The following is a 14,950-nucleotide window of genomic DNA, read 5'->3' as shown; positions in this document are numbered from 1 at the left end:
CTGCCTCCTCATTCCCCGCCGCGGAGGATGGAGTTGCCCTCGTGCAGGGGATCCGGTTCGGCGATGGCGAGCTGGAGACGGCCGCTGAGGCCGTAGAAGGCGACGGGGTTGCGCCACAGGACCAGGTCGACGTCGTCCTCGGTGAATCCGGCGGCGAGCATCGCGTCAGCGACCTTGCGGGTCTTGAGGGGGTCGCTCTTTCCCCAGTCCGCGGCCGAGTTGACCAGTACCTTCTCGGTTCCGTACGTCTTCAGGACCGTGACCATGCGGTCCTCGTCCATCTTGGTGTCGGGGTAGATGGAGAAGCCGAGCCAGCAGCCGCTGTCAGCGGCGTGCTTTACGGTCGCCTCATTGAGGTGGTCGAGCAGGACGCGTTCCGTGGGGAGGGCGGATTCGCGGATGGCGTCGACGGTGCGGTGCAGGCCGGCCAGCTTGTCGCGGTGCGGGGTGTGGACGAGGGCGGGCAGGCCGTGTTCGGCGGCGAGCTGGAGCTGGGCGGCGAGCGCGGTGTCCTCGGCGGGGGTCATCGAGTCGTAGCCGATCTCGCCGACGGCGACGACGGAGTCCTTTTCGAGATAGCGGGGCAGGGCAGCGAGAACGGGTGTGCAGCGGGGGTCGTTCGCCTCTTTGGGGTTGAGGGCGATCGTGCAGTGGTGAGCGATGCCGTACTGCGCGGCGCGGAAGGGCTCCCAGCCGAGCAGCGCGTCGAAGTAGTCGAAGAAGCTGGCGGGCGAGGTGCGCGGCTGGCCGAGCCAGAACGCCGGTTCGACGACGGCGCGGACGCCCGCGGCATACATCGCCTCATAGTCGTCGGTGGTGCGGGAGGTCATGTGGATGTGGGGGTCGAAGATGCGCATCAGGACTCCTCGGACTGCTCGCCGGTCAGGGTCAGCACGCGATTGAGATCTGGAGGGACGTCGCGGCCGGCGGCGGTGCGCTCGGCGGCGTAGTCGGCGAGCATCCTGGCCAGCTCACTGTCGCCCGCGGCGCGGCTGCGCAGTCCGGCGACGGCGTCTACGGGCACACCGGTGAACAGGCACTTGAGGACGGCGTGCCGCCAGGAGTGCGGATCGAGGTGGGCCGCGGCGTACGGTCCGACGGCCGCGGCGACGAGCCGGGTGTCGTTGGTGCGCAGGGCATCCTCGACGAGGGGCAGGGCTGCGGGGCTCTCGACGAGGGGGTGCAGGGCGAGGAGCACGGCGCGGCGTTCGGCGGCGGTGCCCTGGTGGTAGAGGCGGGTGAGGGTGGCGCTGTCGGCCCGGGCCTCGGCGAGGAGCAGGGTTCGTACGGCGTCGGCGCGGTCCTGGCCGCAGTGGCGGCCCGCGGCCGCGAACCGGAGCTCCCAGGCGGGTGCGGCATACGGCGACGGGGCGGCCTGGGGTGCGTCGGCGGCGTGCGCGGCATCGGCGAGGGCCTCGTCGAGCCAGGCGCGGGCGGCGTCGGGGAGCTGTGCATCGAGTTCCTTGCGGGTCGGCGTCACCATGCCGGTGCTCCCTTCAGCGGCGTCTGCGAGCGGAGGAACTCGATGGAGACGCGGGCGAGTTCGGGGCCCGCGTGTGAGTGGCGGGGCAGTTCCACGACGGTCAGGCCCTGGTAGCCGGTGGCGGCGAGGGCTTCGAGTACGGGCGGGAAGTGGATCTCCCCGTCTCCGAACGGGAGGTGTTCATGGACGCCGCGGCGCATGTCCTCGATCTGGACATGGCGCAGCCAGGGTGCGGCCTCGCGTACGCATTCGGCGGGCGGCGCGGGTTCCAGGCATTGGCAGTGGCCGATGTCGAGGGTGAGCCCGAGGGGTCCGGGATCGCCGAGGACGGCGCGGAGGTGGTGGAAGTCGGCGAGGGTGGCGAGGAGGTGGCCGGGCTCGGGTTCGATGGCGACAGGGACGCGGGCGTCGTCGGCGGCGTCCAGGACGGGGGTGAGTGACTCTTCGAGCCGCTTCCAGGCGGTGTCCCGGGCGGTGTCGGCGGGGGTGATGCCACTGAAGCAGTGCACGGCGTGGGCGCCGAGGTCGGCGGCGACCTGGACGGCTGTGGTCAGCAGGGCGGTGCGGGCGGCGCGGCCGTCCGGGTCCCGATCGAGGAGGGAGGGGCCGTGCTTGCGGCGGGGGTCGAGGACGTAGCGCGCGCCGGTCTCGATGGTGACGTCGAGGTTCAACTCGAGGAGTCGCTCGGCCACTTGGCGGGTGCGGGCGGGGAGGCCGGGGGCGAGGGGGTCGAGGTGCATATGGTCGAGGGTCAGTCCGACACCGTCGTAACCGAGGTCGGCGAGGAGGGCGAGGGCATCGGTGAGGCGAAGGTCGGTGAGGCCGTTGGTGCCGTAGCCGACGCGGAGGGGGGCGGCGGGGCTCATGTCGGGCTCACCTTCCGTGCGAGCTTGCGGGCGAGCGGGACGAGTCCCATCACCGCGAGGGCGGTGGCGTCGGCGCCCGCGCGGGCGGCGAGGGTGGCCTGGAGCGGGATCATGGCCCGGATGCCGCCGCCGACAGCGCGCTGCGTGAGCGGGGGGGAGGGGTTGAGGGCGGCGTGGAGGAGGGGGGTGGCGGCGGTACGGATGTAGGTGGCGGCGAGGAGACGGGCGGGGGTGAGCGCGAGCCCGGGTGCGGATCCGGCTGCGGGTGCGGGTGCGGGTGCGGGTGCGGCTGCGGATCCGGCTGCTCCGGGGGACCGTTGGGGGCTCTCCCCTGCGCCGTCCCTTCCTGAAACCCGCCGCTCGCGGGCCGCGAGTGCGCCGAGCCCGAGGGTCGCTGCGAGGGCGGCGAGCGGTGCGATGGTCGAGCCGCCCTGCGCCTCGTGTCGCGAGACGGTGGTGACGGCGTAGGTATGCGCTGCGAGCACGGCGGCGGACGGCAACGCGACAAGCACTGCCCCGCGCGCGCCCGCGCCGCTCGCCGACTCCTGCAAGGGCCCGCGCCCCAGGCCCCCGCGCCGGAGCGCCGTGCCCGTTGCCACCGCTCCCAGGACCAGGTCAAGGCTCCGCGCCGTAGCCATCGCCGCTGGGCCACCGGGCGTGTGTTTGAAGTGGAGGTCGTACGACCAGACCGTCGCTGACAACGCTGTCGCCACCGCCAGGGCCGGGCGGCCCGCGCGGGACGCGAGGGCCAGGCCCGCCGCCGTCAGCGCGCCGGCCGCCGTGAGCGCGGCCGCCGGGGTAATGCGGCCCGAGGGGATCGGGCGGTGCGGGCGGTCCACCGCGTCCTCCCCGCGGTCCGCCCAGTCGTTGAGGGCCATGCCCGCCTCGTACAGGCACAGGGATGCGCCCACCGCGAGCGCCGTGCCGCGGTTGGGGCGGTTGCCCAGGGTCGCCGCGCCGGCCATGGCGTCGCCCGGGACGGTGAACAGGGCAGAGACGCGCAGCAGTTCCGTCCAGGCCTGGAGCACCCCGCCCCCGTCTCCGCCGACGGACGGAGTCCGTCGCAGTGACTCGAAGCCGGGAAGGCGCCCCAGCGCCGAGCCGCGCGAGAGGCACATCGAAAAAGGTGCGCGCAGCAGTTCCGTCCAGGCCCGGAGCACCCCGCCCCCGTCCCCGCCGACGGACGGAGTCCGCCGCAGTGACTCGAAGCCGGGAAGGCGCCCCAGCGCCGAGCCGCGCGAAAGGCACATCGAAAAAGGTGCGCGCAGCAGTTCCGCCCGAGCCCGTAGGGTCACTTGGTCTCCCGCAGCCGGTCGGCGAACGACAGCAGTTGCTCGAACTGTTCCGAGAGCCCCGCCGGGCCGCCGTCCGGGTCCTTGAAGTAGAAGCCGAGTTCGGGCAGCGGTCCCGACAGGCCCGCCTCGTGGGCCCGGGACACCAGTCGCGCCAGGTCCAGGACCAGCGGCGCCGCGAGCGCCGAGTCGCAGCCCTGCCAGATGGTCTGCAGGATCATCCGCGAACCGAGGAAGCCCTCGAACGCGATGTGGTCCCACGCGGTCTTCCAGTCGCCCAGCGCCGGTACCTCGTCGATGTGGACCTCGCCCTCCGGGGTGTGGCCCAGCGTGTCGGCGAGGACGCGTTCCTTGCCGGCGTTCTTCGCGGCCGCCGCGGCCGGGTCGGCCAGCGCCGCTCCGTCCCCGCCCCCCAGCAGGTTGGTGCCCGACCATGCCCGTACGGACAGGGCACGTTGCACGAACATCGGGGCGAGTACGGAACGGAGCAGCGTCTGGCCTGTTTTGCCGTCGCGGCCCGCGTGGGGAAGTCCACTTGCCGCGACGGCGTCCTTGAGGGCCGCGGTGCGCAGCCCGGTGGAGGGGGTGAAGTTGACGAAGGGGCAGCCGACCCGCAGTGCCGCGGCCGCGTACAGGGAGCTGGGCGGCAGCCGAACGGCGTCCGGCGCGGGCTGCGGCTCGGTGGAGGAGACATTGACGACGACCACCCGGGCAAGAACCCTCCGCGCCCGGAAGTCGACCAGGTCCGCGGCGAAGGCGGCGATCAGCTCTTCGTCGGTCCGCGTGTCGCCGGACTGCGGCCCACCGGGACGTATCTCACTGTCCGCGGCGGTCAGTTCGCCACGCACCGCCGCCGCCAGACCGTGCGGAAGCACCCCAGCCGCGGTGAGTTCCTCGGCCCGCTTGGGCAGCGGACAGTGCCCGGTGTCGTGACCGCCGAAGACCAGCGACGACAGGGCAGGGAGTCCGGATTCGGCAAACGGCGCCGTCTCGGTGACCATGCCGGTCGGCGGATGCAGCCCGGCGGTGACCGCCGCGCACCCCGCGACAGCCGTGGTGGCCACGGAGCCGCGGCCTCCGACGAACCAGACTCCGGTGCGTACATTCCCATTCGTCACGGACTGCCTCCCTGCCATTTCGGTGTGGTGGAGGACGGCGGGCGGGGGGTACGGCGCCACCCCGCCCGCCGTCGTCTGACGGGCGCGCCTAGGAGGGCAGCTCCCTGAGTTGGATGTTCCGGAAGGACACCTGGTCGTCGGCACCGTGGTTCTGGATGCCGATGTAGCCGTCCTCCAGGCTGCGTACCGGGTCGGTGTTGGTGAAGTCGTTGATCTTCACGCCGTTGAGGAAGACCTGGAGCCCTTCACCCTGCACCCGGATTTCGTAGCTGTTCCACTGGCCCGGCGGCCGCAGGACGCGGTCGCGTGCCTCGATGTCGGCCGACTTGAAGCCGTAGACGGCGCCGGTGGTGCGGTCGGCTGCATCCGTCGCGTCGATCTGCACCTCATAGCCGTTGTTCACCGCCGACCAGGGGTCGTCGGAGGCCGGGAAGCCCACGAAGACACCGGAGTTGTCGTCGCCCGCCAGCTTCCAGTCGAGCTTCAGCGAGTACGACTTCAGTTCTTTGGCCTGGTACCAGAGCATGCCCATGCCGCCCTCGGTGCGCAGTTCGCCGTCGACGACGTTGAACTTTCCGGGCCCGGCCTGCTTCCAGCCTTCCAGCGTCGTGCCGTTGAAGATCGGCCGATACCCGGTCTGCGGCTTGCAGTCGGCCTTGACCTGGCCCGTTGCGTAGCGCAGGCCGCCCAGCAGATGCCGGCGGAAGGCCTGCTCGGCGTACGACTCCTTGGTGTGGCCACCGCCGGTGTAGAAGGCGCGGCCGCCCTCGTACGTCTGGCACCAGGCGATCGGATGGTCGCCCTTCATCGTGCCGCCCTGATAGGTGGTTTCGTCCAGGGTCGCCAGCACCCGGGCCTTGCCACGCGGGTTGGTGCGGTAGTTGTACCACTCGTCGGTGCGCTCCCAGGCGTCTTCCAGGTGCGTGGTCGACGGGTGGGTGTGATCCTCGACCCGCACGGTGGCGGGCTGGATCTGCGGGTGGGAGGCGAAGTACGCGCCGACGAGCCCGCCGTAGAACTTCCAGTCGTACTCGGTGTCGGCCGCGGCGTGCACGCCCATGTAGCCGCCGCCGGTGGCGACGTAGTTCTCGAATGCCTTCTGCTGCTCGGCGCCCAGCACGTCACCGGTGGTGGACAGGAAGACGACCGCGTCGTACCGGGCCAGGTTGCTGGTGGTGAACTGGCCCGCCTCCTCGGTCGCGTCGACCGTGATGTTGCCGTCCTTGCCGAGTTCCTTGAGTGCCGCGACGCCGGCCGGGATGGAGTCGTGGCGGAAGCCGGCGGTCTTGGAGAAGACCAGGACGCGCTTGGCGGTCCGGTCGGGTGCGCTGTTGGAGAGCTCGAAGTCGTCCACGTCGTAGAGCGCTCCGTCGCCGCCCTTGAAGACCAGGAACAGTTCGGTGGTCCGCTTCGGCACCGCCCGCAGCGGTACGTCGATGTCCTGGAAGTTGTCCCAGCTGCCGGTGACTGGCACCGGTGCGGAACCGAGGATCTGGCCGTCCGCGGATCCGGTGCGCACCTCGAGGAAGCCGCCGACGCCTCCGGAGGAGATACGGGCGGTGAGCTTGGTGGACCCGGTCAGGTTGTAGGGCTTGAAGGAGATCCAGTCGTTGTTGTGGATGTCGCCGACCGTCTTGCCTCCGTGGGCACTGCCCTTGTTCTGGAGCGTGACGCCCGAGGAGTTGTTGTAGTGCTCGGCCTGCCGGTGGCGCGGCTGGAGCTGGGCCTGGTCGTGGCTGGTGAGCGCGGCCTGGCCGCCGCCCCCGCCGTCGGTGTACTCGGCGTCGAAGACTCCGAAGATATTGGCGTTCGGGTCGTGGCCGCCGTCGGCCGAGGTCTTGATGGTGCCGGTGCAGCCGTTGGCCGAGGTGACCGGGTGGCCGTGGCTGTCATGGCCGAGGATGTACGTCACCTTCACCTTGGCGCAGTCGATCGTCCCGTCCTCCGGGTCGGTGACCTTCACCTTGAAGGGGATCTCGTCGCCGAAGCTGAACAGCGCTCCCTCTGCCGGGAGTTCGAGGGTCACCTCGGGGGCGGTGTTGCCGACGACGACGTGGACGCCGGCGGAGCCGGTGCGGCCGCTGGGGTCCTTGGCGGTGACGGTCGCGGTGTAGGTGCCGTTCTTCTTGTACGTGTACGTGGGGTTGGCCTCGGTGGACCTGCCGCCGTCGCCGAAGTCCCAGGCGTAGGTCAAGGCGTCTCCGTCACCGTCGGTGGTGCCTGCCGAGGAGAACGCGACCCGCAGCGGGGCCTTGCCGGAGGTCTTGTTTGCGGCTGCCTCGGCGACCGGGGAGCGTCCGCCGGTGGCATTCTCGATGCGGTAGAGGCCGGAGTTCTCGTCGCCGCCGAACCAGGCGGTGCCGTAGTCGAGTACGTACAGCGCGCCGTCGGGTCCGAAGGCCATGTCCATGATCTGGGTGCCGGTCCACGGCACGGGGTTGATGGACTGGACCGCGCCGTCGGCGCCCTGCTCGATCCGCTTGATCCAGCGACGGCCGAACTCACCGGCGAAGAAGTCTCCGTCGTACGCCTCCGGGAACTTCACCCGGGACGGAGAGGCCGCGTCAAAGCGGTATACGGGTCCGCCCATCGGGGACTCTGAGCCGGTGCCGAACTCGGGCACGGAGCCGCCGTCGTAGGGGATCCAGGCCGGCTGCGCCGGCGGCAGGTCGACCAGGCCGGTGTTGTACGGCGATTCGTTCCTGGGGGCCGCGCAGTCGAAAGTGGTTCCGGACGTCTTGGTCGCGAAGTCGTAGTCGACGTAGGCGTTGTTGTTTCCGGTGCAGAAGGGCCAGCCGAAGTTGCCGGGCTTGGTGACCCTGGCGAACTCGACCTGGCCGCCCGGGCCGCGCTTGAGGTCGGCCGTGCCCGCGTCGGGGCCGTAGTCACCGACGTAGACGATTCCGGTCTTCTTGTCGACGCTGAACCGGAAGGGGTTGCGGAAGCCCATGGCGTAGATCTCGGGCCGGGTCTTGGCGGTCCCGGGCGCGAAGAGGTTGCCGTCGGGGACGGAGTAGCTCGCGTCGTCGTTGACCTTGATCCGCAGGATCTTGCCGCGCAGGTCGTTGGTGTTGCCCGAGGTGGGGCGGGCGTCGTACGCGGGGTTGCGGCCCGGCCGGTCGTCGATAGGGGTGTATCCGTCGGAGGCGAAGGGGTTGGAGTCGTCGCCGGTCGACAGATAGAGGTTGCCCTGCGCGTCGAAGTCGATGTCGCCGCCGACATGGCAGCAGATGCCGCGGGTCGCCGGGATGTCGATGATCTTCTTCTCACTGGCGTTGTCGAGGGTGCCGTCGGCCTTGAGCACGAAGCGCGACAGCCGGTTGACGCCGTCGAACTTCGCGAAGTCCTCGGCGGTGCCGTCGTTCGGGGCATCGCCCGCGGGGGTGCTCAGCGGGGGCGCGTAGTACAGGTAGATGAAGCGGTTCTCGCCGAACTTGGGGTCGAGGCCGATGCCTTGGAGGCCTTCCTCGTCATGCGAGTAGACGGGGATGGTGCCCACCACACGGGTGTTGCCCGCGCTGTCGGTCATCCGCAGCTCGCCGTTGCGTGAGGTGTGCAGCACGCTGCGGTCGGGCAGTACGGCCAGAGACATCGGTTCGCCGGTCTCCTCACCACCCTTGGCGAGGGTGACCTGCTGGAACTCCTCGGCTTCCGCGGCCGGCCCGGGGTCGGCGGCGGCCGCGAACTGCGGCGCGGTGAGGGCGAGCGAGGTCGCGGCGAGAAGACTGCTGGTGAGGAGTGCGAGTGCCTTGCGGGCTCTGAGCCTTTTCCTGTGCACGAATGTCCTCCGGGATGGGCCGGTCGAACGGGCGGGGCGGTGTTCTGCCCTCAATCGCCGGTCGGGCTGGGGGTGGAGCGCGTTCGTTCCGCTCTCTGGGCGGTGCTCGTCCTGCACCGCGCACCGGGCTGATCGCCGTGGGAACCGGAGTGCGCCGTCACACCGGGGACCACCTATGTCCTGTACACCTCATGGACCGTATCGGGGTTCGTCCGGGACGGAAAGCCCTTGTGCAGCAGGGAACTTCAACTTTTCCCTACCGCAGGACAAAGCCGTCACCGGGCAGGCCGGACCTGCCCGGCGGCGGATCCACCACCGGGCTCGGAGCTGGACCGATGCCCTAGTCGCCACCTCCGAAGGCCGCGTCGAAGGATGCCGTGGGCGGGTCGAAATCGAATCGCTTCAGATCGGCAAGCGCTTGTGGGGCGCCCGCCAGGCGGTCCATACCCGCGTCCTCCCACTCCACCGAGATCGGGCCGTCGTAGCCGATCGAGCGCAGCATCCGGAAGACGTCCTCCCACGGCACGTCACCGTGTCCGGCCGAGACGAAGTCCCAGCCGCGCCGGGGGTCTCCCCACGGCAGATGCGAACCGAGCCTGCCGTTGCGGCCGTCGAGGCGCTTGCGCGCCTCCTTGCAGTCCACGTGGTAGATCCGGTCCCGGAAGTCGTACAGGAATCCGACCGGGTCCAGGTCCTGCCAGACGAAGTGGCTCGGGTCGAAGTTGAGCCCGAAGGCCGGCCGGTTGCCGACCGCCTCCAGCGCGCGCTTGGTGGTCCAGTAGTCGTACGCGATCTCGCTGGGATGCACTTCGTGTGCGAACCGCACACCCTCCGCGTCGAAGACGTCGAGGATCGGGTTCCAGCGCTCGGCGAAGTCCTCGTACCCGCGCTCGATCATCCGCTCGGGCACCGGCGGGAACATCGCCAGCAGATGCCAGATCGACGATCCGGTGAAGCCGATGACGGTACGCACCCCGAAGGCGTCCGCAGCCCGCGCGGTGTCCTTGATTTCGGCGGCTGCCCGCTGCCGTACGCCTTCGGCCTCGCCGTCGCCCCAGATGCGGGCGGGCAGGATCGCCTCGTGGCGTTCGTCGATGATGCTGTCGCAGACCGCCTGGCCGACCAGATGGTTGGAGATCGCCCAGCACGTGAGGCCGTACTTCTCGAGCAGCGCGTGCCGCCCGTCGAGGTACGAGGGGTCGGCGAGCGCCTTGTCGACCTCGAAGTGGTCGCCCCAGCAGGCGAGTTCGAGGCCGTCGTAACCGAAGTCGCGGGCGAGCCGGCAGACCTCCTCCAGCGGCAGATCGGCCCACTGGCCGGTGAAGAGCGTGAACGGACGTGGCATTCGGACCTCCTAGACCTGTGCCTGTACGGATGCCTGTACGGACGTCTGTGCGGATGCTGGTACGGATGTCGGTACGGGTGTGTAGACGGCGCTCTTCTTCGCGCTTTCCTCCACCGCGGCGAGCACTCGCTGCACCTGCAGCCCGTCCGCGAACGACGGGGCGGGGTCGGTACCCGTGGCGATCGCCACGACCAGATCGCGCGCCTGATGGGCGAAGGTGTGCTCGTAGCCGAGCGCGTGGCCGGGCGGCCACCACGCCTCCAGATACGGATGCTCCGACTCGGTGATGAGGATCCGCCGGAAGCCGGACGAGGCGGCGGGCTCGGTGTGGTCGTGGAAGGACAGCTCGTTGAGCCGCTCCAGGTCGAAGGCCAACGACCCCAGCTCGCCATTGATTTCGAGCCGCAGCGCGTTCTTGCGGCCGGACGCCATCCGAGTGGCCTCGAAGGAGGCGAGCGCACCCGACGCGAGCCGCCCGGTGAACACGGCCGCGTCGTCGACGGTGACCGGCCCCCGCTCGGCGCCGCCCGAGGCGGAGAGACCGGCCGAAGCGCCGGCGAGCAGCGGACGCTCCCGTACAAAGGTCTCCGAGAGCGCCGAGACCCCGGTCAGCGGCTCCCCCGCCAGATACTGCGCCAGGTCCACGATGTGCGCACCCAGATCGCCCAGCGCGCCCGAGCCCGCGTGCTCGCGCTTGAGCCGCCAGGTGAGCGGGAACTGCGGGTCGACCAGCCAGTCCTGGAGATAGGTGAAGCGCACATGTCGCAGGATGCCGAGCCTGCCATCGGCGATCAGCCGGCGCGCGTAAGCGATCGCGGGCACCCGCCGGTAGTTGAAGCCCACCATCGCCAGCTGACCGCGTTCCCTGGCACGTTCTGCCGCCGTGACCATCGCCTCGGCCTCGGCGACGGAGTTGGCCAGCGGCTTCTCGCACAGGACGTGCTTGCCCGCCTCCAGTGCCGTGATCGCGATCTCCGCATGGCTGTCACCCGGTGTGCAGATGTCGACGAGCTGCACATCGTCCCGGGTCACGAGGTCGCGCCAGTCGGTCTCCGCCGAAGCCCAGCCGTGTCTGTCGGCCGCGGCCCGCACGGCTGTCTCGTCACGGCCGCCGATCGCGGCGAGGACCGGCCGCAGCGGCAGATCGAAGACGCGTCCGACGGTGCGCCACCCCTGTGAGTGGGCGGCGCCCATGAACGCGTATCCGACCATGCCGACGCCTAGTGTCGGCACAGCGGCCTCACTGTCCCTCTGTTCCATACGGGTTCCTCCTCGTCGGTCTGCTCGGTGGGGGCGGGCGCGCCCGTCAGCTGAAGCCGGTGGGCAGGTACTCGTCGACGTTCTCCTTGGTCACGACGGCCGAGTAGAGGGTGATCGAGGCGGGGATCTCCAGCTCGGACATCCCGCTGACGCCCTTGCCCTGCCCGAGCGCGCGGGCGAGATCGATGGCGGAGGCAGCCATGGTCGGCGGGTAGAGGACGGTGGCCTTCAGAACACTGTTGTCTGCCTTGATGGCGTCCATCGCGGACTTGGCTCCGGCACCGCCGACCATCAGGAAGTCCTTGCGGCCGGCCTGTGCGATGGCGCGCAGCGCGCCCACTCCCTGGTCGTCGTCGTGGTTCCACACTGCGTCGAACTGGCTCTGTGCCTGGAGGAGTTGAGCCATCTTCGCCTGGCCGGACTCGACGGTGAAGTCGGCAGCCTGGCGGGCCACTTTCTTTATGTTGGGGTAGTTCTTCAGGGCGTCGTCGAAGCCCTGAGTGCGCTGCTTGGTGAGCTCCAGATTGTCGAGCCCGGCCAGTTCGATGACCTTGGCGTTCGGCTTGTCCTTGAGCTGCTCGCCGATGTAGTTGCCGGCGTTGAGGCCCATGCCGTAGTTGTCGCCGCCGATCCAGCAGCGGTACGCCTGCGGGGAGGCGAAGATCCGGTCCAGGTTGATGACGGGGATGCCCGCCTTCATGGCCTGCAGGCCGACCTGGGTCAGCGCCTTTCCGTCGGCGGGCAGAATGACGAGCACGTCGACCTTCTTGTTGATCAGCGTCTGGACCTGGCCGATCTGGGCGGCGGTGTCGTTCGAGCCCTCGGTGATCTCCAGCGTCACCTCGGAGTACTTCTTGGCACGCGACTTGGCGTTCTCGTTGATGGCGTTGAGCCAGCCGTGGTCGGCCTGGGGTCCGGCGAAGCCGATGGTGACGGCCTGGCCGGGCTTGTCGTCGGCGGCCGGGGCATTGTTGGTGGCCGCCTCCGACTTCTTGGGCTCGTTGCTGGTGCAGGCGGTCAGCAGCGCGCCCGCCGAGACGGCGGCGGTGCCGAAGAGCAGGCCTCTGCGGCTCGTGGCCGGGATTTCTGGCATGACGGATCAACCCTTCAGCTGGGCGGTTCGAAAGATGGAGAAGTGGAGGGGTGGAGCGGGGGTGGGGCGGGGGTCAGGCCTCGCCGCCGCGCAGTGTTCGGTGCTGGACCAGGACGGCGGCGACGATGATCGCGCCCTTGGCGATCTGCTGGACGGCGCTCTCCAGGTTGTTGAGAGCGAAGATGTTGGTGATGGTGGTGAAGACGAGGACGCCGAGCACCGAGCCGACGATGGTGCCCCGGCCGCCGCTGAGCAGGGTGCCGCCGATGATCGCCGCGGCGATGGCGTCGAGTTCGTAGAGATTGCCGTTGGTGTTCTGTCCCGAGCCGGCCAGCACGATCAGCATGAAGGCGGCGATTCCGCAGCACAGTCCGGAGAGCAGATACAGATAGAGCCGCTGGCGGCGTACGTCGATGCCGGCGAGGCGGGCGGCTTCCGCGTTGCCGCCGACCGCGACGGTCCGCCGCCCGAAGGTCGTACGGTTCAGCAGCAGCCAGCCGATGACCGTGACCGCCGCGAAGACCAGGACCAGTGGCGGGATGCCGAGGATGTACGCGTCGTTGATGCCCAGGTCCAGTACGGAGTTCACGGTGACCATCTGGGTCTTGCCGTCCGTGATCTGCAGGGCGAGTCCGCGGGCGGATGCCAGCATGGCCAGGGTCGCGATGAACGGCACCATCCCGCCGTACGCGATGAGCAGTCCGTTCACCAGACCGCAGCCCAGTCCGACGATCACCGCGGTGAAGAGGATGCCCGCGAAGCCGTACTCCTGTGTGGCCACCGTCGTCGCCCATACCGAGGCCAGCGCCACGATCGCGCCGACCGACAGGTCGATGCCGGCGCTGGTGATCACGAAGGTCATGCCGACGGTGACGACACCGATGATGGAGGCCTGGGTGAGGACGAGTTGAAGATTGCTGATGGCGAGGAATTCGTCGGGCTTGGTGATGCCGCCGACCGCGATCAGTACGGCGAGGACGCCGAGGAGCGAGAGATTGCGGACATCGGCGCGCAGTCCGAGCGGGCGACGCCAACCTCCGCCTGCCGGTGCGGACTTGGCGGTGGGTATCGGCGCGTCCTGCCGCGCCGGAGAGGCTGGCTGCGTCATGCCGTCGGGCTCCCTTCCAGAACAAGGTCGAGTACGCGGTGCTCGTCGAGCTCCCGGGCGTCGGCCGTGTGCACGACGCTGCCCTCGCGGAGCACCAGCACACGGTCGGCGAGGCCCAGGACTTCGGGCACTTCGCTGGATACGAGAAGTACGGCGAGGCCTTCGTCGGCCAGCCGGCGGATCACGGCGTACAGCTCGGCGCGGGCACCGACGTCGACGCCGCGGGTGGGCTCGTCGAGGAGCAGCACCCGGCAGCCGCGCAGCAGCCAGCGGGCGAGCACGGCCTTTTGCTGGTTGCCGCCGGAGAGGGTGCGGATGCGGGCGTCGGGGTTGTCGGGGCGCAGCGAGAGTTCCCTGGTCGCCCGCTGTGCGGCGGTGCGCTCCTGGCTGTGGTCGAGCCAGCCGCCGCGGGAGAAGCGGGAAAGGGAGGAGACGGAGACATTGCGGGTGACGGACTCCAGCATCAGCAGGCCCTGCGCCTTGCGCTCCTCGGGGGCGAGTCCGACTCCGGCGCGGACGGCCGAGCGGACGCTGCCGGGGCGCAGCGGGCTGCCGTCGACGAGGACGCGTCCGGCGCTGGGCTTGCGGGCGCCGTAGATCGTCTCCAGGATCTCGGAGCGTCCGGAGCCGACGAGTCCGGCGAGCCCGACGATCTCGCCGGGTCGCAGTTCCAGGTCGACGGGCGCGAACTCCCCGTCTCTGGTGAGCCCTTCGACCCGCAGCACCGGTTGCTGGTCCGCCGCGCGGGCCGGGTCGGGACGATCGGGGAAGACGTACTCGACATTCCGTCCGGTCATCATGGCAACGATGTCGCGGGTGGGGGTGTCGCGTGCGGGCAGGCCGACGGCGACCGCCCGGCCGTCCTTGAGCACGGTGACCCGGTCGCCGATGCGGCGGATCTCTTCGAGCCGGTGGGAGATGTAGACGACGGCGACGCCCTCGGCGGTCAGATTGCCGACGATACGGAAGAGGTTGTCGACCTCGTCGGGGTCGAGGGCGGCGGAGGGTTCGTCCATCACGATGAGGCGTACCTCGTGCGAGAGCGCTCGGGCCATGGAGACGATCTGCTGCTGGGCGGCTGAGAGGTCGCCGACGTGGCGGGACGGGTCGATCTCCGGGTGCCCAAGTCGCTTGAGTATCACGGCAGTTGTCGACCGGGCTTCTTTGCCGCGTACAACGAAACCGGCCGAGGTCGGCTCGTGCCCGAGGAAGACGTTCTCGGCGACGGACAGCCCTTCGACCAGGTCGAGTTCCTGGTAGATGGTGGCGATGCCGAGGCGCATGGCGGCGATGGGCGATTTGAGGGCTACCGCGTCGCCGCGCCAGGTGATCTCTCCGGTGTCGGGTTGATGGGCTCCGGCGAGCACCTTGATCAGGGTGGATTTGCCGGCGCCGTTCTGGCCGAGGAGGCAGTGGACCTCACCGGCCTGGACCTCGAGGTCCACACCGTCGAGGGCGCGGACGCCCGGGAAGGACTTGGTGATGCCGGACATCGTGAGCAGGGGTGGTTCTGGTGCCATGACGAATCCCCTCGGCGGGTGCGGCCGGTGAGCGGGCAGGGCGCTGTGCTGTGCTGTTGCGGGTGGTGCTCACGCCTTGCGGCGCGC

At 70.0% G+C, this 14,950-nt stretch carries 11 protein-coding genes; all 11 read right to left on the bottom strand.

Features of this window, described 5'->3' with window-relative positions:
- Positions 1-8: 8 nt before the first annotated feature.
- Positions 9-857 carry a TatD family hydrolase gene (locus ACH492_RS03015; protein WP_398982127.1) on the bottom strand — a complete coding sequence of 283 codons (849 nt, stop codon included), beginning with the start codon at positions 855-857 and terminating at the stop codon, positions 9-11.
- Positions 857-1,483 carry an EboA domain-containing protein gene (locus ACH492_RS03010; protein ID WP_398982125.1) on the bottom strand — a complete coding sequence of 209 codons (627 nt, stop codon included), beginning with the start codon at positions 1,481-1,483 and terminating at the stop codon, positions 857-859. The genes ACH492_RS03015 and ACH492_RS03010 overlap by 1 nt, the downstream gene beginning before the upstream one ends.
- Positions 1,477-2,349, bottom strand: coding sequence for a sugar phosphate isomerase/epimerase family protein (locus ACH492_RS03005; RefSeq protein WP_398982123.1), 873 nt, complete (start codon positions 2,347-2,349; stop codon positions 1,477-1,479). The genes ACH492_RS03010 and ACH492_RS03005 overlap by 7 nt, the downstream gene beginning before the upstream one ends.
- Entirely contained in the window at positions 2,346-3,314 is a 969-nt protein-coding gene (locus ACH492_RS03000; RefSeq protein ID WP_398983269.1) for an SCO3242 family prenyltransferase, read from the bottom strand. The genes ACH492_RS03005 and ACH492_RS03000 overlap by 4 nt, the downstream gene beginning before the upstream one ends.
- Before the next feature lie 326 nt (positions 3,315-3,640).
- On the bottom strand, positions 3,641-4,777 hold the full coding sequence (locus ACH492_RS02995; protein WP_398982121.1) for an inositol-3-phosphate synthase: 1,137 nt from the start codon (positions 4,775-4,777) through the stop codon (positions 3,641-3,643).
- A gap of 70 nt (positions 4,778-4,847) precedes the next feature.
- Entirely contained in the window at positions 4,848-8,537 is a 3,690-nt protein-coding gene (locus ACH492_RS02990; protein ID WP_398982119.1) for a ThuA domain-containing protein, read from the bottom strand.
- 340 nt (positions 8,538-8,877) lie between these two features.
- Complete coding sequence (locus ACH492_RS02985) at positions 8,878-9,882, bottom strand: sugar phosphate isomerase/epimerase family protein (RefSeq protein ID WP_398982117.1); 1,005 nt, start codon at positions 9,880-9,882, stop codon at positions 8,878-8,880.
- 9 nt (positions 9,883-9,891) lie between these two features.
- Positions 9,892-11,142 carry a Gfo/Idh/MocA family protein gene (locus ACH492_RS02980; protein WP_398982115.1) on the bottom strand — a complete coding sequence of 417 codons (1,251 nt, stop codon included), beginning with the start codon at positions 11,140-11,142 and terminating at the stop codon, positions 9,892-9,894.
- A gap of 46 nt (positions 11,143-11,188) precedes the next feature.
- Positions 11,189-12,235 carry a substrate-binding domain-containing protein gene (locus ACH492_RS02975; RefSeq protein ID WP_398982113.1) on the bottom strand — a complete coding sequence of 349 codons (1,047 nt, stop codon included), beginning with the start codon at positions 12,233-12,235 and terminating at the stop codon, positions 11,189-11,191.
- A gap of 73 nt (positions 12,236-12,308) precedes the next feature.
- Positions 12,309-13,343: an ABC transporter permease gene (locus ACH492_RS02970; protein WP_398982111.1), complete on the bottom strand. Its 1,035-nt coding sequence runs from the start codon at positions 13,341-13,343 to the stop codon at positions 12,309-12,311.
- Positions 13,340-14,863: a sugar ABC transporter ATP-binding protein gene (locus tag ACH492_RS02965; RefSeq protein WP_398982109.1), complete on the bottom strand. Its 1,524-nt coding sequence runs from the start codon at positions 14,861-14,863 to the stop codon at positions 13,340-13,342. The genes ACH492_RS02970 and ACH492_RS02965 overlap by 4 nt, the downstream gene beginning before the upstream one ends.
- Between the last annotated feature and the right edge of the window lie 87 nt (positions 14,864-14,950).

Source organism: Streptomyces sp. NPDC019443 (genome assembly GCF_044389785.1).
In the GTDB taxonomy this organism is placed as follows: domain Bacteria; phylum Actinomycetota; class Actinomycetes; order Streptomycetales; family Streptomycetaceae; genus Streptomyces.
The sequence above is the reverse complement of the archived record's forward strand: the minus strand, read 5'-3'. Positions and strand labels throughout refer to the sequence as shown.